A 17,588-nucleotide genomic window follows, 5' to 3' on the forward strand; every position below is an offset into this window, starting at 1 on the left:
CACTGGTGCGCGGTCTGATTGCTATCGGATGGTATGGTATTCAGACATGGCTTGCTTCGAATGCCCTTGTTCTGTTCATTCTGCATTTCTTTCCCGATAGTCGGGCTTATGCAGATCTGCATCATCATGGCCTGCTGGGGTTGTCGATGCTGGGCTGGGCGGCATTTCTCCTCGTCTGGCTGGTGCAGCTTGTGGTCTTCTGGCGCGGTATGGAAGCAATACGTCATTTCATAGACTGGGCTGGTCCAGCCATTTATGCCGTTATTCTGCTTCTCGATGTGGCACTTTTCTTAAAGACCCATGGAGACTGGCATTTCTCCGTTTTGCCTCACGGTGATTTTTCTGTGTCGGGCATGATCCGGGGAACGTTGGGCGTTACTTCTCTCACTCTGGCCTATTTCTCTGCAATTATTCCGAATTTCGGTGATTTCGCCCGTTATGGTGTGAGCATGGACGATGTGCGACGCGGTAATTTCTGGGGGCTGCCAATCAATTTCATGGCGTTTGTCCTGCTTGTACTGACAACAATCGTTCTTACGCAGCCCGCACTGGGTCGGCTGCTCACGGATCCTGCGGAGACGATCGTCCTTTTTGACAACCAGACAATTCTTCTGATTGGCACACTGACACTGGTCGCAGCGACGATCGGGATCAATATTTCGGCCAATTTTGTCTCGGCGGCATTCGATTTTTCCAATATTGCTCCTTCTTTTATCTCATGGCGTCAGGGAGGCAATATTGCTGCAGTCGGCGCCATTCTGCTGACCTCGTGGAATCTCTATGCCCATCCCGAGCTTATCCATATGACCCTTGATATACTGGGGCTGTTCATTGCGCCGGTTACAAGTATCCTGCTTGCTGATTATCTCATCGTGCAAAGAGCGCCGCTGGACATCAGGGCGCTTTACAGCACGAGCCAAGAAGGTCCTTACTGGTATCGTAATGGTATCAATTTCAGGGCTCTTGGAGCGCTAGGCCTTTCCGTACTGCTCGGCCTGTCACTGGTTTTTCTCTCCGGATTGTCAGGATTGCAGAATTTCCTGTGGGTGATCGGATTTATCACCGGGGGTTTTTTCCATATTATTTTTTCCCGAAGAACAGCGTGTTCAAGGTAGTGAACGCGAGACCGTGTCAGAGTGGTGAGACAGGTTGAAGGGCCTGTTCGGTGAACAGGCACAGGCGACGGCCGCCTGTGAGAGTGATGATGATAGGGTTCATCGCTGTCATGAGACAGGACAAGGAAAGACAGAGTATCATATCCTGCTGTCATAATCACAAAGTCGCGTCTGGTACTGAACTGAAGATTTAGCACTTGCAGAGTGGAAGTGAATAGATAAACGTGTCGACTCGTAAATACTGACGTTTTGTCAGAGGAGGCATTATGCCGATCAATACGAAAAAATTATGGCTGATAACGGCATGTACGGGATTTTTTTTCCTGAAAAATACCGCCTGGTCACAGAGTAACTGTTATGGTCTGGCGTTGAAAACCTGCCCGAGTCCTGAGGATAGAACAGTTCCTGACGTAAAGGATATGCTGACATGGGACCAGAAACAGCGCGTCGTCGGGTTTCGCAATGATTATCGTTCCTATGAGGGAGATGTTTTTCGCGCAGGCAGGGCGTATCCCATTCCCAGGTCACCGCGTTCTCTGGATGGGATAAGCTATCGTTATAAACGACATGACTACAGGCTGTCAGATTATCTCCATCGCAACAGCGTGACCGGTATGATGGTGATCAAGGACGGAAAAACAGTCTGGGAATATTACGGGCAGGGAAATACCCCGACCACACTCTGGACTTCGCGCTCTGTCGGAAAATCGGTCGTCTCGACTCTGATCGGTATTGCGCTGAAGCAGGGGAAGATAAAGAGTCTCGATGATGCGATAGTGAAATACAATCCCGATGTAAGAGGAACGGTATGGGAGAACGTGACGCTCCGACAGCTCTTGCAGCATAGTTCCGGTGTGGCCTGGAACGAGGATTATACCAAACCCGGATCCGATTTTGCCCGGCTTACACAGTGCGAAGCGGGTGCTGACGCCTATGAGTGCGTCAGGAAACTTGTCGAGGATCCCGCACGTCAGTCATATGCTCCAGCAGGAAGCAGCTGGTCATATTCTTCCGGTGGCGCATGGTTGCTTGGCGACACCCTTGAGAAAGCAACCGGAAAATCCCTGTCGCAGAACCTGCAGGAAATGATCTGGCAACCTTATGGTATGACGCAGGATGGTGTGTGGCATAGCTATCTCAAGGGAAAGCACGATGTTGGTGCACATGGCTTCAACGCAACCCTTGAAGACTGGGGGAAATTCGGTCTTTTCGTGCTGAACAACGGCGTTCTTCCGGATGGACGCAAGATGCTGCCCGATCACTGGATGGAAGAGGCGCGTCATTGGGTCCGGGCCAGGAATTCGGTGTCAGCAAGCCACCCTGAAGGTATCTATGGGTATCAGTGGTGGAATAATTCTGTACCATCCGGAACGCGTGACGCCGCGCCTCTTCACGGTCTCGAATATGAAAATTCGCAATGGGCAATCGGCATTTTCGGACAGTTTATCGCGGTCGATCAGAAAGAAAATCTGGTTATCGTCCAGTGGTCCACATGGCCGGAAGCAGAACCATCTTTCGATACCAGACCTCTTGAGACGTCTCTCATGTTCAACGCCATTGCGAATTTCCTGAGATGAGGCACGGCCTGTTCTCTTTTTGAGGGAAGTGAAAATGAGTCTTTCCGCAGTTTTTCTGCGGCTTCCCCAGACAGGGTGTGCCGTCAATTCGGTATTGGATGTCATGGTGGTTCTTATGTGTGTAAAACAGGATAATTTTAAATAAAAAACAAGATAATTCTATTGTCAAAAAAGTAAACACCAATGCGTGATAGGTGTGCGGTAACGGTCTAGTGAAGAAAACATGAGGGCATCTGACAGTTTAATATTGTGGAAACTGGCTGTAGGGAGCTTCTGCTGTGACCCGATCCTGGGACAAAGAGCGTAAAGCACGACAGAAGCGCGTTGATGCCGGAGAGAGATTTTCCCGAGGCAAGGTAATCGACCCCTCGAAGCTGACGAATTTCCTGCAAGCTGTTCTTCAGGCTGGTGACAGGGTCTGCCTTGAGGGGGATAATCAGAAACAGGCAGATTTTCTGGCGCGCGCGCTTACCAGAGTCGATCCATCTGTCATCAATCATTTGCATATCGTGCAGTCAGGTATTGTCCTGCCTGAACATCTTGATCTGTTTGAACTAGGGATCGCAAAAAAACTCGATTTTTCCTATTCCAGCCCTCAGGGCGCAGCGGTCGCCCGGCTTCTCAATAAAGGCAATGTCGAGCTGGGGGCTATCCATACCTATATAGAACTTTTTGGTCGCTATTATATGGATCTGACGCCGCATGTTGCGCTCGTTGTTGCGCGGCAGGCAGACAGGCAGGGTAATCTCTATACCGGCCCCAATACGGAAGATACGCCAACAATCGTGGAAGCCACAGCATTCAAGAATGGTCTGGTGGTTGCGCAGGTCAACGATATTGTTGATCACCTCCCTCGCGTTGATATCCAGGGCGATCAGGTGGATTTTATCGTTCAGTCGCCCAAGCCTTTCTATATTGAACCTCTATTTACACGCGACCCGGCAAACGTCACCGAAACCCAGATTCTGATGGCGATGATGGCGATCAAAGGTATCTATGCCGAATATGGTGTAAAAAGACTGAACCACGGCATTGGCTTTTCTACGGCTGCAATTGAGCTCATTCTGCCAAGTTTTGGTGCAAAACTCGGATTAAGAGGAAAGATTGCGACACATTGCTCTGAATCCGCATCCTACGCTGATTCCTGCCATTGAAGACGGATGGGTCAAGCAAATCCACTGTTTCGGGTCTGAAGTCGGCATGGATCGCTATATGTCGGCGCGTCCTGATATCTACTTTATCGGGCATGACGGTTCATTGCGATCCAACCGTCTCATGTGTCAGACGGCAGGATTATATGCCTGTGACATGTTTATCGGATCGACCCTGCAGATCGATCTTGCCGGTAATTCTTCCACCATCACAACCGATCGTATTGCCGGATTTGGCGGCGCACCAAATATGGGGGCTGATGCGCATGGACGTCGTCATCCAAGCGCCCCATGGCTCAAGGCAGGTCGGCAGGCTTCCGATGCACGGGGTGATATGGTGCGTGGGCGTAAACTGGTGGTCCAGATTGTCGAGACATTCGGGGACAGGATGGCACCAGCCTTTGTTGAAAAGCTGGATAGCCTCACCCTTGCGGAAAAACTCAAACTCGATCTGGCTCCTGTCATGATTTATGGCGACGATGTTACGCATATTGTCACAGAGGAAGGCATTGCCAATCTGCTTCTGTGTCGTTCCGCTGATGAGCGTGAGCAGGCTATCAGAGGGGTCGCTGGTTACACCGAGATAGGGCGACGGAGAGACCGCGCCATGGTCGCAAATCTCCGCGAACGGGGCATTATCCGCAGGCCTGAGGATCTTGGGATTGACCCTCTGGAGGCAACGCGTCAGCTTCTGGCCGCACGTTCAATTCAGGATCTCGTCGCGTGTTCCGGAGGGCTTTACGAGCCTCCATCGAAATTCCGCAACTGGTGAGGGGGGCTGCTATGGAAAAGCTTACGATTTCTCTCAGGACGCAGGCAGCCCTGCAAGGCTGAGAGAGGAGGCGCTTGTCGGTGTTGTGGCTTCCGGCAATCTCGAAGTCTTGGCTCAGAGGAATGAATCACCTGATCTGTGCGTTGTCGAATTGCTGACGAGTGTCAGAGGGTACGAGGAAATATGGCGTGCCGTAATTCAGGATTTTGTAGATCGCCTTTCCCCGGGGGGAGTGCGTTTCACCATTCATGACGGTGGTGCACGGCCTGATACGGTCATGTTGCGTCTTATGCAGGCAGCCCGCCTCATGGAGAGCACATCATGAACCCTTCACTCCACAGAAATGGTGCAAGCTGGTATGAGGCCTCTGCCCGGGAGAGAATTGCAGGGCTTCTCGACCCGCATTCCTTCAGGGAATATCTCGGTCCTTCTCAGGCCATCATGAGCCTCATCTGGCCCTGTTCGATCTGCCACCTGCTTTTGACGATGGTGTTATCATTGGCAAAGGCAGGCTGGATGGGAGTGACGTCCTGATTGCCGCCCAGGAGGGACGATTTATGGGCGGAACCTTTGCCGAAATTTCGGGCGCCAAAATTCTTGGCCTTCTGAGAGGCGCGCGCACGAATGTTGCTGGTAAAGGGCCGGAAACCATTATCCTTGCTCTGGATTCAGGCGGCGTACGTCTGCAGGAAGCCAATGCAGGTGAAATGGCTGTTTCTGAAATCATCCGCGCTATTGTCGAGGCACGAATGCACGGCATTTCAGTCATTGCCCTGGTTGGTGGGAGAGCCGGGGCATTTGGCGGGGCGGGTCTGATTGCGGCTACATGCTCGCATATCGTTATATCCCGACATGGACGTATTGGCGTCTCCGGACCTGAAGTTATCGAGACGAACAAGGGCGTCGAGGAATTCGATTCAAGGGACAAGGCACTGGTCTGGCGTATAACCGGCGGACGGACGCGTGTCCTGTGCGGAGGAGCCGATTTATATGTCTGTGATGATATTGCGGCATTCCGCGCAACGACAATCGCCCTGCAATCGGCACAAAGGAGGAAGTTGACGCCTGATACGCTGTTGCGGGAACAGAAACGTCTTGAGCAGCGACTGGCAGAAAACGGATCAGCGCGCGATGCACCTGAGATCTGGAAAAAGCGAAATATTCCTGATCCGGAACATATCGCTGATCTTGCCGAAGGCGACTTCATCACTCTTCATGAAAAAACGGGAGTGCATCATGACGCGCGATGAGCTGTTGCAGGCGTTGTTTTCGGACAGAGCTATTCTGACGGAATGTCGCGGTGCCGTTTTTCAGGCCATGCCAGAACAGAAAAAGGGGTGGAGCTGGGGCTGATTGGCATTGATGGCGGTGTGCCGGTCAGTATTGATATTGCATGTGATCTGGCACGATATGTTCTGGCATTCGCCCAACGCGAAGACAGGGCGCCCCTTGTCATACTGGTCGATACATCTGCCCAGAGCATGACCCGACGGGATGAATTGCTTGGATTGAACGAATACCTTGCTCATCTGGCAAAAACAATTCTCGTGACATCCGGTAAAGGCCATCGGACAATCGGCATTCTTTACGGGAAAGCGGCAGCAGGTGCATTTATTGCAACAGCTCTGGCTACTGACTGGCTCATCACGGTTCCTGGTGCAGAACCCAGTGTCATGGATCTTCCCTCCATTGCGCGCGTGACCAAGCTTCCTCTGGAACGTCTCGAAGAGCTATCCCGTACTACTCCGATATTTGCGCCTGGTGTCGAGGCTCTCGCAGCAACAGGTGCGGTAACAGAAACATGGACCAGACCATCCGAGTATCCGGGGCAGCTTGATGCCCTGCTGGAAAGGGAATTTCCCGGTGATCGACGCGATCAGCTGGGGAAGGAACGTGGAGGTCGGACAAAAGCCGCCGATATTACCCGATCCGTCATGGCTCTGGTCCAGGAGAAAGAAAATGATCGTCTGGCAGCGTCATGACCTGATCAATCTCTCGCCTTCTGTCTGGCAGAAACTGATAAAAAACCAGAAGTCGCAAGCAGTACGCAACGCGCTGTATTTCTGGCAGAACAGGGCATTACCCCTGATGTGCAGACGCCGGAGTTCTGAGGATCGTGCTGATCTTGTTCCGGTCTGTATTGCTTTCCCTCCTTCCTGGAAGGTGACGCGTCTGAGGTTGCAGATCGATCCTGACGACATAGAAAATATTGTGATGCCACCCGCTCTTCAGCAGATTGCTCACAGGCTTCCATCTGCCCAGCAGGAACAGGCTTGGACTATATCAACGCTGATAAAGGCAGAAACCGGACTCACGCCGCGTCTTTTCGGGAGCGTCTTGTGGCAGGGTATATCCGGCCTTCCCTATCTCAGAGATACCTCCGATCTCGATCTGCTCTGGATTATGCCGGATTGGAGCAGACACGCCGTGTTTGATCTGGTTGCACGTTTGATAGTCGTCGAAAAGCAGCTGTCCTGTTCTCTTGATGGCGAGATTGTTCTGCCGGATGGACGCGCAGTCCATTGGCGGGAAATCGCAAAAGAAAGCCCGGTGGCCGATCTTCTTGTCAAAACGGCTGCAAATGTCTGTCTCATGAGCCAGGAGGCCTTCTTCAGCCATACATCGAGCCTGATATGATGGTGAGTGTACCTGGAAGTTCCGCAAGCCCGAGGTCGCCAGACATCATTGCAGAACTGGCACGTAAAGCCCTGTTGCAGGAGGTCGTTTCCTATCCCAAACCAGGTCTCGTAAGCCGGGTTGACGGGGGTAGTCATGGCGACATGGACTATCAGAGCTTTACAGCCAGTATCGACGCGATTGTCCCTTTTTTCAGACAGATGGCGGCTATTGGTGCTGCTGACCAGGGTTTCAGGGCACTGCAACAGGTGGGCATTGCGGCAGAAATGGCGATGCTGCGAGCGACTGGGGGGGTCAACACCCATAGAGGTGCAATATTCGGGGTAGGTCTTCTTTGTGCGGCATCGGGTACCGGAGCGTCTGATCTTGGGGCCTGCATTGCCATGCGTTGGGGTAAGGAAATACTCCGGCACGCTCCCGTGTCAGACAGTCACGGTACAAAGGTACGGGAAAAATACGGTATTGGTGGTGCGCGACAAGAGGCTGCGACCGGTTTTCCAACCCTCTATGCTGTCGGTTTGCCGGTACTGCATCAGGCAAGAACCATTACGTCCGATCAGGATGCCTGTTCGTTACAGGTACTGATGTCTTTCATAAGCAGAATGGAGGATACGACACTTTTTCATCGTGGTGGTAGGGCTGGGGCGCAATGGGCTGCCAGAACGGCGCGCCTTTTTCTTGACCGGGGTGGTATTCGTGATCCGGACTGGTACGAGAACGCTGTCACGCTGCATCATGCCTTCGTCGCCAAAAACCTCTCTCCCGGGGGCTGCGCTGATCTTCTGGCCATGACCCTGTTTGTGGATGCGCTGCACAGCGACCCTTCATCCGGGGAAAGATCATGACAGCCATTCTTTTACGCTCTCTTCTGCCGATATTTGTCCTGATTGCTCTTGGTTTCGCGCTTGGTCGGAGCGGACGGATCGACAACAGAAATGTGACGTCGCTCAACAAGATCCTGATGGATATTGCTCTTCCTGCTTCCATGTTTACGACAGTCGTTCAGACAACGCGTCATGAGCTTCTCACGCAAATGCCTCTGGTGCTCACTCTGACTGCGAGCTTGCTGATATTGTGGTGCCTCGTATTTCTGATCTGGCGAAAAATACTGAAGCGTCCTGCAGCCAATGCCGCAACAGCGGCAATTTCCGTGGCGTTACCCAATTTTGCAGCTGCTGGTCTGCCGTTACTGGAAGCTCTTCAGGGACCTGTTGGTCATGTGCGCGCGAGTTTTGCCATTGCTGTCGGTGCCGTTACCCTGTCTCCTCTGACATTGACTGTCCTTGCTCTGGATACTCATCAATCCTCTGGTGAGAAATCGGGAATAGCCAGTCTCGTTGCGGCTTTTTCGCGTGCTGCAAGAGCTCCACTAGTCGCCCTGCCCTGTCTTGCAGTTATTCTGGTTATGGCTGGCATCCTGTTACCTTCATCAGTCATACAGATTTTCAGACTGATGGGGGCAGCTGCAGCAGGTCTCGCACTGCTTCTTACCGGTCTGGTGTTGAGTGCCTATCAGGTAAGAGTATCCTGGCCGATCGTTTCTGGTATTATAAGCGTTACCATTCTGCATCCATTGCTGTCTGCAGGGCTGGGTTTGCTGTTCGGGCTGGAACCATCGGCATTTGCAGCCAGTATTCTACTGACGGCGCTTCCCGCAGGTTTTTTCGGTATCTTTTTTGCTTTGCGTTATGAGCAGGATGTTAGAGAGGCGTCTGCTATTGTATTGCTGAGCACGCTCGTGAGCATTGCGACCCTTACAGGGAGTGTTGCCTGGTTTGGAGGGGCAGGATGAGCCATCCGCTTGCCATTCTGTGTTCCGGGCAGGGGGGGCAGCATGCCTCCATGTTTCGGCTCACGGCCTCATCTCCCCTTGCTGAGCCGGTCTTTCGTGAAGCCGGGCATGTTCTCGGGGATGATCCGCGCTCATTTGTACAGAAAGCAGATAGGGTATCACTCTACTCGAACCATGCGGGGCAAATTCTCTGTTGCACGGCAGCTCTTGCTGCATGGTATGCGCTCCGGCTTTCAGAGGAACCGGATATTCTTCTTGCCGGGTACAGTGTTGGAGAACTGGCCTCCTGGGGATGCGCCGGTTTATTCGATCTGAAGCAGTTCATGCATCTTGTGTCCCTGCGTGCAGCGGCAATGGACAGGGCTGCGCCGGAGAAAGCGGGCCTTCTGGCCATTTCGGGGATACGCCGGGATATACTTGATCGACTCCTGTCAGAAACAGGGAATTATCTTGCAATCAAGTTTTCCGAGGATGGTTTTGTTGCAGGAGGGAAAGACAAGGCCCTTGATACCCTGGCAAAGACTGTGCGCGATCATGGTGCCCGGTCAGCCCATCGTCTGGCAGTCAGTGTTCCGGCGCATACGCCTTACCTGAAACAGGCTTCGGCGGATTTTCTGGCCTTGTTGCATGTTACGCCGCCCGGCGAGCTGACACGTAACATCCAGCTTCTTTCTGGTCTTGATGGCGGTCTTGTGCGTCATCCCGTAGCGGGTTGCCAGAGTCTGTGTGCGCAAATCAGCGAGACAATAAACTGGACCGCTTGTGTTGATACACTTGTCGAGAGAGGAGCAACGGTGGCTCTGGAGCTTGGTCCCGGCCGGGCGCTTTCCAACATGACAGGAGACAGGCTTCGGAGCAGTCGAAGTCTTGAGGATTTCGATACATTGGAAGGTGTCAGGAAATGGCTGGCATGCGTCTTGTAAGCCTGACAAGTATGTCAGGCTTGGTAAGCATCATAATACACGACACGGAAAACCATTAAAAGAATGTGATTTGGGATTCCGTTATGCAGGAGATACTCCTCCTAAACCACTATAGCCCGCAGAAAACTGCGGTAAATGCTGTGGTGTCCCGTACGGGATTCGAACCCGTGTTACCGCCGTGAAAGGGCGGTGTCCTAGGCCTCTAGACGAACGGGACTGGAGGCGTGAGCGGCTGATTATCCCAGCAGGGGGGAGGGGTCAACCCTAAATCGTGGCGGCATCCAAAATAAAAAAGCTGAGCTGGTCCTGGCCCTGCCACTGTTCGCAGCGCAGTTGTCCTGCCACATGCAGGACAGGCATGGCGCGGTCTTCGAGAAGGGCTGCATAATCCTTGTCACCGGCGCGGAAAACGAGGCCACGCAGTCTTCCACCATCTTCGCCCTGCAGGATGACACGCAGTGTATTGCCGTCACGACCGATCCGTTCTGTCTTGACTGCACGTACCCGGCTGATGGCGATGACCGGTTCTTCGTGTCCCGTACCAAACGGGCCGAGACGCGCAAGCTGGGTCGCAATTTCTGCCGTTGCTCCTCGCAAGCTCAGAATACCATCGATGCACAGCGCATCATGACGGGGGCGGTGGCGTGCTTCGGAGAGGGTTTCGTCAAGAAAGACGTGAAAGGCTTCTGCCTTGTCTGCGGCGAGCGAAAAACCCGCCGCCATGGCATGGCCACCGCCTGTCAGTAAAAGACCCGATTGACTGGCGCCGATGATGGCCGCCCCGATATCGATGCCCGGCACAGAGCGTGCTGAGCCCTTGATCAGGCCGTCCTGAACCGCGCCTACCAGAACCGGACGGTTGCTTCGTTCCCGCACGCGGCTTGCAACAATGCCGACAACGCCGGGGTGCCAGTCTTCCCCGTGCAGAAACAGGGCCGCATGTCCCGCTTCAAGCTGGGCTTCGGCCTGTTGATAGGCTTCGGTCAGGATATCGGCCTCGACCGTCTGGCGCTGTCGGTTGATTTCGTCGAGCTTCTCCGCCAGTGCACGCGCTTCGAACGCATCGTCGCTTAGCAGAAGTTTTACACCCAGTTCGGCCTGCGCAATGCGCCCTCCGGCATTGATACGTGGACCGATACCGAAGCCGCAGGCCATGGCGCTTGTGGTTTCCTTGACGCCTGCAACGGAAGCCAGTGTAGCCAGGCCGAGCCGTTCCCCCCTTCCCATGACTCGCAGTCCCTGGGCGACAAAGGCGCGATTCAGGTCACGCAGTGGCATGACATCGCAGATTGTTGCGAGGGCGACCAGATCGAGTTTGCGCAGCAAGGCAGGTTCTTCGTGGGTCTCGAACCAGCCTGCCAGTCTGAGCGTGCGGCAGGTCGCAATCAGGGCAAGGAAAGCCACGCTCGTGGCGCAGAGATGCCCGAGCCCGGAAGTGCAATCGAGGCGATTGGGATTGACCACAATGCAGCCAGACAGAGTTGCGCCTTCAGGCTTGTGATGATCCAGTACGATAATATCGCCATCCTTGCGCAACTGATCGAGCAACGATGTCGCAGCCGTTCCGCAATCAACGCAGATCAGGAGCGTGGCTCCCTGGTGGCGTAGTGCCTCAAGTGCAGGACCGTTAGGGCCGTATCCCTCTTTCTGGCGGTCTGGAATATGGAAATGTACGGTACAGCCGAGCTCGCGCAGTGTCTCGGTCAGAATGGTCGTACCGCAGGCGCCATCAACATCGTAATCGCCAAATATGCCGATAGTCTCGTTTGACCGGACAGCGTTGGCCAGACGCATGGAGGCTTCGTCCATGCTGCGGATGCAGGAGGGGTCGGGCAGCCAGTCGCGCAGGCGGGGGTCCAGAAATGAGGCAACGCGCGACACTTCGACGTCACGACTATGAAGTATGCGGGCCACAATTTCCGGAATGGCGGCTCTTTGGGCCATGGCCAGAGCCAGTCGGCCATCACCGGTCGCGAGACGTTCATCACGCCAGATCCAGCTTCGTCCACTACCACTTGAATGGACCGAAAGAACCGGTTCTGGCGGGATGATGAGAGTGGGGGCGTCAGACATACGCCCCCATATAGTGTGGGATCAGTGACCTGCCCATGTCTTGGTGGAGAAATCGTGACGCCCCTCGATAAAGCGCACTGTGCCGATTTCGACCGCATCACGATGGAATGTGTGCGGGCAACGGTCGGACCATAGAAGCGTACGCCGCGCAGCAGCGTACCGGTGGTTACTCCTGTAGCCGAGAACAGGACGTCACCGCGTGCCATGTCATGCAGGCCCAGCTTGCGTGTAGGATCGTTGCCTGGGTCCATGGACCGGGCGCGTTCAACCTGGTTTTCGTCCTCGAACATCAGGCGACCTTGCATCTGGCCACCCACACAACGAACGGCAGCGGCAGCCAGAACACCCTCAGGAGCACCACCCGAGCCGGCATAGATGTCAACGCGACTTTCATCCATGCAGGCGGCAATGGCAGCTGCCACGTCGCCATCTGTCAGCAGCATGACGCGCGCCCCGGCTTCACGGGCACGGGCAATGAGTTCTTCATGACGCTCGCGATCAAGCGCACACATGGTGATCGAGGAAATATCCTTGCCCTTGGCCTTCGCGAGATCACGCAATGTGGTCTCGATAGGAGCATCGATATCGATCAGATCGGGTGGTAGGTTGGGTCCGACGACCAGCTTCTGCATATAGATGTCAGGAGCGTGCAGAAAATTGCCGCTTTCAGCCAGTGCCACCATGGTCATGGCATTGGGCATATCCTTCGCACAAAGATTGGTGCCTTCGAGCGGATCGACGGCAATATCCATCTTCGGGCCACCGGCGCCCACCTTTTCGCCGATATAGAGCATCGGCGCTTCATCCATCTCGCCTTCACCGATAACGACCGTCCCCTCGATCGCTACCGTGTCGAACGCAGCCCGCATGGCCTGAACGGCCGCACCGTCAGCCTCGTTCTTTTCCCCACGGCCAGTCCAGGCCGATGACGAGATGGCCGCGGCCTCGGTCACGCGAACGAGTTCGAGAGCGAGGTTGCGATCCGTCACTTTGTATTTTGGAGAGAAAGGCATCCGGTAAATCCTATCTGTACTCTATCCAGCGTAGCTGGAATTGCGACACGCCCTGTTATGCCGGTATGTGCCGCCTTTGCCACATCACACAGTCTCGATTTTCATGAGCAATGGGGTTCCAACGACGGTTTCCAGGGGTTTCAGGGCAGTGAGGACGGAAAGCATGGCCGCCTCACTGGTTTCATGGGTAATGAGCGCAAGCGGTACAACCGTCTGTGAACTCGCGGTCTGGGCTGCGGGTTCGGCGCCATGCTGCGACAGCGCGCGCAGTGAGACACCGTAGTCACGCAGGGCTGCCGTGATGTCAGCAACAACGCCGGGACGGTCCTGCACAAAAAGTCGAAGGTAATACGCACCGCGAAGGGTCTCGCGAGGTGCACAGGCGATTTCGGGCTGGGGTGCCATGCCCCAGACGGGCAAGGCCGTGCCGCGGGCCAGATCGATCACATCAGCCATGACGGCGCTGGCGGTCGGGCCTGCCCCCGCGCCTCGCCCTTCGATCAGCATGGGGCCGCTGAAGGCCCCTTCGGTCAGAACCGCATTGAACACGCCATCGACATTCGCGATCGGCGCGGATTGCGGCACCATGCAGGGGCGCATGGAAGCCTCGATCCGGCCTGTTTCATCGCAGCGCGCGCTGCCCAGAAGCTTGATACGATAGCCCATCTCGCGGGCAAAAGCCTGATCGCATGCTGCGATATTGCGGATGCCCTCGACATGCAGGCTGTCGAAACGCACCGGCCTGCCAAAGGCGAGTCCTGCCAGAATGGCCAGTTTATGTGCGGCATCCCAGCCATCGACATCGGTGGAAGGATCGGCCTCGGCATAGCCGAGCTCCTGAGCCTCGGCGAGGATATCGTCAAAATCGCGGCCTGTTTCGCGCATCGCGGTCAAAATGTAATTGCAGGTACCGTTCAGAATGCCGCCGACGCGCAGCAGATGATCGGCGGCCAGTCCCTCGCGCACCAGCTTGATGGCGGGAATGCCACCCGCCACCGAGGCCTCAAACAGCAGGGAGGTGTTGTTTTCCCCTGCCAGCGTCGCCAATGCGGCACCGTGGACGGCAAGGAGAGCCTTGTTGGCGGTGACCACGGGCTTGCCCGCCTTGAGTGCTGCCTCGACCAGGGCGCGTGCAGAGCCTTCTGCACCACCGATCAGTTCAAGCACCACGTCAACACCGGGGTCGGAAGCAAGGGCGACCGGATTGTCATGCCAGGTCAGTCCAGACAGATCGACGCCACGATCACGGGTTCGATCGCGTGCCGAGACAGCCACCACTTCGATACGACGCCCGGCGCGGGCTGTAATGGCTTGTGCATTTTCGCGCAGAAGACGCACGACACCGGCGCCGACTGTGCCAAGACCCGCAATACCAAGATGAAGAGTGTGACCGTTCACGAAACTGCCTCTGCCTGTTTGACACCATGTTTGTTGAGAAACGTCTTGATTGCACGTGTGGCCTGACGCAGGCGCTGTGTGTTTTCAACAAGACCGATACGTACGAAACCTTCTCCGTATTCACCAAAGCCAAGTCCCGGCGCCACGGCCACCCCAGCCTCCTTTAGCAGCAGCTTGCTGAAATCGACACTGCCCATCTCAGCGAAGCGTTCCGGGATGGGGGCCCAGGCGAACATTGAACCCTGCGGTGATGGTACGTCCCAACCGGCTGCATGCAGGCCACGTATCAACACGTCACGTCGTTCGCGGTACATCTCACGCACTTCCGTGACACAGTCCTGAGGGCCGCTCAGGGCAGCGACAGCAGCGACTTGGATGGGGGTAAAGGCGCCGTAATCGAGATAGGATTTGATGCGGGTCAGTGCCTGGATCAGGCGCGGATTGCCTGCTGCAAAACCCATGCGCCAGCCAGCCATCGAGTAGGTCTTGGACAAGGAGGTGAATTCGACGGCAATATCCTTGGCACCTGGTACCTGCAGGATTGACGGCGGGGGCTCGTTGCCAAAATAGATCTCGCAATAGGCGAGGTCGGAGAGAATCCAGATCTGCTCGCGACAGGCGAAAGTAACCAGCTCCTTGTAGAAATCGAGCGAGGCTGTGAATGCGTCGGGTTCGAGGGAAAGTTCACGATCAGTGCGGTCGGCTTGGGCACGGAGTGACGTACGGCGCGCTCAAGGGCACGGAGCATGTCCTCATCCGGCGTTGCAGGAATGGAACGCACCGAGGCTCCGGCGATGATGAAGCCGAACTGATGGATCGGGTAAGACGGGTTAGGCACCAGAATTGTGTCGCCGGGGCTCGTGATGGCTGCAGACAGATTGGCCAGCCCCTCTTTCGAGCCAAGGGTGGCTATGACCTCAGTTTCCGGGTCCAGACCGACATCGAAGCGACGTTCGTAATATCCTGCCAGCGCTTTGCGCAGACCGGGAATGCCACGGCTGACAGAATAGCGGTGGCTGCGGGGGTCAGCGACCGTTTCGACCAGTTTTTTGACGATATGGGGGGGCGTCGGGCTGTCGGGGTTACCCATGCCCAGATCGATAATGTCTTCACCATGCGCTCGGGCTGCGGCCTTGGCCTTGTTTACCTCGGCGAAAACATAGGGCGGCAGACGGCGGATACGGTGAAACTCTTCGGTCATTTTTGGGCTCGGGGGCACAGGGTTGAAATAAAATTGCCGAAGTCAGCACGACTCCGACAATCTTCACTAACCCGATTCCAGAACCGGCGGAACCTTCCTCAATAGGGTGAGCGGTCAATTCTTGCGCCATGACCCAGTGCACCGGCGCTGATGCGTATGTCCGATGCCGGTATGCCGCGCAGAATCAGGCTCTGTGCCAGCACCCGTGCACGCAGCAGGCCGAGCTTGATGCCCAGAACCTGTTCAGAGGGCCGGAAGGAGGTAATCTCGCCGAATCCCTTTACGTAAAGGATCTCATGAGGGCGGCGTGAACCCAGTATCTTGCCTATTGTGCCTTCTTGCCCGTTCGCCATCTGGTCCGATGCCTGGTTGAAGCGGATCAGGGTGCCGTGAGGTTCTGTCAGATCATAGGCGGGCGGGGCAATATCGGGCAGTGAGGCATCACGGGGAATGGCAAAGCCCGGAAAGCTGGGTGCGACGGGCGGCAGATCGTTGATCTGGGGTAGTTCGCCTGGCTTGATGGGCGGCGGCGTAAAGACAGTAACAGCAGGTAAGGAAGCTTCCGGAGCTGGTTGTGCATCAGTTCCGGCCTTGACGGGTTTTGACTGTGACCCGGTTTCTGCTGTGTGCGGTCGTGCCTGGTTTGCCGGTGCGGTCGATGCTGCAGGTGGAACGGTGGCAGCCGGGGCCGTCTGACCAGGAGCGCCGACGCTCATAGAAGAGCCGCTGTCATCATTGGCAGGGCGTGGTTTCGGTGGCGGCGGCGGTGGCGCAATGATCAGAGGGCCGTCGGCCACGACAAGGTGCTGGCTCAGATTGCGCTGAAGCGTGAGGCGATCGGTCAGGGCCTGTCGCGCCTGGGCGCTTGGCAGGTCAACGGTTGTTGTGGGAGTCAGGCCGACATGCGGATAGGGCTCATGTACACCCGGTGCGGGTGGACGTTGCTTGGCAATCTCACCACCCTGGTACTGATGGTACCAGTTATCGACCGTATCGACGGCATCCCGATGCCCGCAGCCGGCCAGTGTCATCACGCCTGCCATGCAAAGCCTGCTCGCAGCCAGCCTGTTTTCTGCATTTCTTCCGATCGACTTGTGTTTCCTGTACGGCGCTCTTGCCCGGTCACTACCCTAACCGTTCCCGCCTTCTCTGGCGAGATGCTTGATCCATGGCAAAAATCAGAGGGCCCCTTGTGAGGGGCGCCCATCAAGCGCAACATAGAGTGTATGAACAGGCTCCACCAATATAGGGACCCCAGCATGCGTGGAACGACACCCCAGGATATCTCCCGTCTCGCCCCACGTCTCGACGATGAAGATCCCGATCCGCAATCCCCCGACGCGCCCGAGCAGAAGGAGCCCGCTGAAAAGCTCCCTGGTGCCGAGCTGGAAGGTAAGCTCTTCGAGCAGCGCAAGGTCCTGATTTTTGGCGGGATCAACGACAAGGTTGCGCGTGACGTGACCGGGCGTCTGCTTGCGCTTGCCGGGGCATCCGACAAGCCGATTGATGTCTATGTCAACTCGCCAGGCGGTCATGTCGAGAGTGGCGATACCATTCATGACATGATCCGCTTTGTGGATTCAGTTGCGCCCGTCAACATGATCGGTACGGGTTGGGTGGCTTCTGCGGGTGCCTGATTTTTGCCGCCGGTCGCCCCGAACGGCGTCTGTGCCTGCCGAACACACGATTCCTGCTGCACCAACCGATGGGTGGCGTGCGTGGCCCGGCAACCGATATCGACATTGAAGCCCGCGAAATCATCAAGATGCGCGAGCGCCTCAACCGTCTCTTTGCCCGTGAGACCGGTCAGTCCTATGAGAAGATCGCGAAGGATACCGACCGCAATCACTGGATGTCGGCAGAGGAAGCCATTGCTTACGGCCTCGTTTCGCGCGTCATCAGTAAAATGAGCGACATCAAGGAATAAGAAGAGGAA

At 55.7% G+C, this 17,588-nt stretch carries 13 protein-coding genes, 1 tRNA gene and 4 pseudogenes; 12 read left to right on the forward strand and 6 right to left on the reverse strand.

Annotated features, from left to right (window positions below; all coding sequences use genetic code 11):
* Positions 1–5: 5 nt before the first annotated feature.
* The 11 genes and pseudogenes from JCM25354_RS11260 to JCM25354_RS11305 all read left to right on the forward strand — a co-directional run bounded on the left by JCM25354_RS11260 (position 6) and on the right by JCM25354_RS11305 (position 9,967).
* Entirely contained in the window at positions 6–1,115 is a 1,110-nt protein-coding gene (locus JCM25354_RS11260; RefSeq protein ID WP_025886097.1) for a cytosine permease, read from the forward strand.
* A gap of 419 nt (positions 1,116–1,534) precedes the next feature.
* A complete protein-coding gene (locus JCM25354_RS11265; RefSeq protein ID WP_199899946.1) occupies positions 1,535–2,692 on the forward strand; it encodes a serine hydrolase domain-containing protein in 1,158 nt (385 codons plus the stop codon).
* Positions 2,693–2,970: 278 nt separating this feature from the next.
* Positions 2,971–4,615: pseudogene (gene mdcA, locus JCM25354_RS18395) on the forward strand (malonate decarboxylase subunit alpha).
* Positions 4,506–4,940: a malonate decarboxylase acyl carrier protein gene (gene mdcC, locus JCM25354_RS18400; protein ID WP_243444034.1), complete on the forward strand. Its 435-nt coding sequence runs from the start codon at positions 4,506–4,508 to the stop codon at positions 4,938–4,940. Before mdcA ends, mdcC begins: the two are co-directional and overlap by 110 nt.
* Entirely contained in the window at positions 4,937–5,149 is a 213-nt protein-coding gene (locus tag JCM25354_RS22630; protein WP_243444035.1) for a hypothetical protein, read from the forward strand. Before mdcC ends, JCM25354_RS22630 begins: the two co-directional genes overlap by 4 nt.
* Positions 5,083–5,865: a biotin-independent malonate decarboxylase subunit beta gene (locus tag JCM25354_RS18405; protein ID WP_243444040.1), complete on the forward strand. Its 783-nt coding sequence runs from the start codon at positions 5,083–5,085 to the stop codon at positions 5,863–5,865. The genes JCM25354_RS22630 and JCM25354_RS18405 overlap by 67 nt, the downstream gene beginning before the upstream one ends.
* Positions 5,866–5,907: 42 nt before the next feature.
* Positions 5,908–6,597, forward strand: a complete 690-nt coding sequence (locus JCM25354_RS18410) for a biotin-independent malonate decarboxylase subunit gamma (RefSeq protein ID WP_199899947.1) — start codon at positions 5,908–5,910, stop codon at positions 6,595–6,597.
* Positions 6,575–7,252, forward strand: a complete 678-nt coding sequence (gene mdcG / locus JCM25354_RS11290) for a malonate decarboxylase holo-[acyl-carrier-protein] synthase (RefSeq protein ID WP_025886099.1) — start codon at positions 6,575–6,577, stop codon at positions 7,250–7,252. The genes JCM25354_RS18410 and mdcG overlap by 23 nt, the downstream gene beginning before the upstream one ends.
* Positions 7,249–8,097: a triphosphoribosyl-dephospho-CoA synthase MdcB gene (mdcB, locus tag JCM25354_RS11295; RefSeq protein WP_025886100.1), complete on the forward strand. Its 849-nt coding sequence runs from the start codon at positions 7,249–7,251 to the stop codon at positions 8,095–8,097. The genes mdcG and mdcB overlap by 4 nt, the downstream gene beginning before the upstream one ends.
* Positions 8,094–9,044 (forward strand): AEC family transporter, encoded by a 951-nt coding sequence (locus JCM25354_RS11300; RefSeq protein ID WP_025886101.1) that lies wholly within the window; start codon positions 8,094–8,096, stop codon positions 9,042–9,044. Before mdcB ends, JCM25354_RS11300 begins: the two co-directional genes overlap by 4 nt.
* Positions 9,041–9,967, forward strand: a complete 927-nt coding sequence (locus tag JCM25354_RS11305; protein ID WP_025886102.1) for an ACP S-malonyltransferase — start codon at positions 9,041–9,043, stop codon at positions 9,965–9,967. The genes JCM25354_RS11300 and JCM25354_RS11305 overlap by 4 nt, the downstream gene beginning before the upstream one ends.
* Positions 9,968–10,108: 141 nt before the next feature.
* Here the strand turns inward: JCM25354_RS11305 and JCM25354_RS11310 are convergent.
* The 6 genes and pseudogenes from JCM25354_RS11310 to JCM25354_RS11335 form a co-directional block, all read right to left on the reverse strand.
* Positions 10,109–10,184, reverse strand: a tRNA-Glu gene (locus JCM25354_RS11310).
* A 47-nt stretch (positions 10,185–10,231) separates the two neighbouring features.
* Positions 10,232–12,040, reverse strand: coding sequence for a single-stranded-DNA-specific exonuclease RecJ (gene recJ, locus JCM25354_RS11315; protein ID WP_025886103.1), 1,809 nt, complete (start codon positions 12,038–12,040; stop codon positions 10,232–10,234).
* Between the two features lie 21 nt (positions 12,041–12,061).
* Positions 12,062–13,053 (reverse strand): annotated as a pseudogene (glpX, locus tag JCM25354_RS18415) (class II fructose-bisphosphatase).
* An 84-nt stretch (positions 13,054–13,137) separates the two neighbouring features.
* Entirely contained in the window at positions 13,138–14,451 is a 1,314-nt protein-coding gene (locus JCM25354_RS11325) for a homoserine dehydrogenase (protein WP_025886104.1), read from the reverse strand.
* Positions 14,448–15,652: pseudogene (locus JCM25354_RS18420) on the reverse strand (LL-diaminopimelate aminotransferase). The gene JCM25354_RS11325 and the pseudogene JCM25354_RS18420 overlap by 4 nt, the downstream one beginning before the upstream one ends.
* A gap of 98 nt (positions 15,653–15,750) precedes the next feature.
* Positions 15,751–16,695 carry a hypothetical protein gene (locus JCM25354_RS11335; protein ID WP_025886105.1) on the reverse strand — a complete coding sequence of 315 codons (945 nt, stop codon included), beginning with the start codon at positions 16,693–16,695 and terminating at the stop codon, positions 15,751–15,753.
* Between the two features lie 216 nt (positions 16,696–16,911).
* On the opposite strand from JCM25354_RS11335, the pseudogene JCM25354_RS18425 reads away from it, so the two are divergent.
* A pseudogene (locus JCM25354_RS18425) lies at positions 16,912–17,579 on the forward strand (ATP-dependent Clp protease proteolytic subunit).
* Positions 17,580–17,588 lie beyond the last annotated feature (9 nt).

This window comes from Asaia prunellae JCM 25354 (assembly GCF_000613885.1).
In the GTDB taxonomy this organism is placed as follows: Bacteria; Pseudomonadota; Alphaproteobacteria; order Acetobacterales; family Acetobacteraceae; genus Asaia; species Asaia prunellae.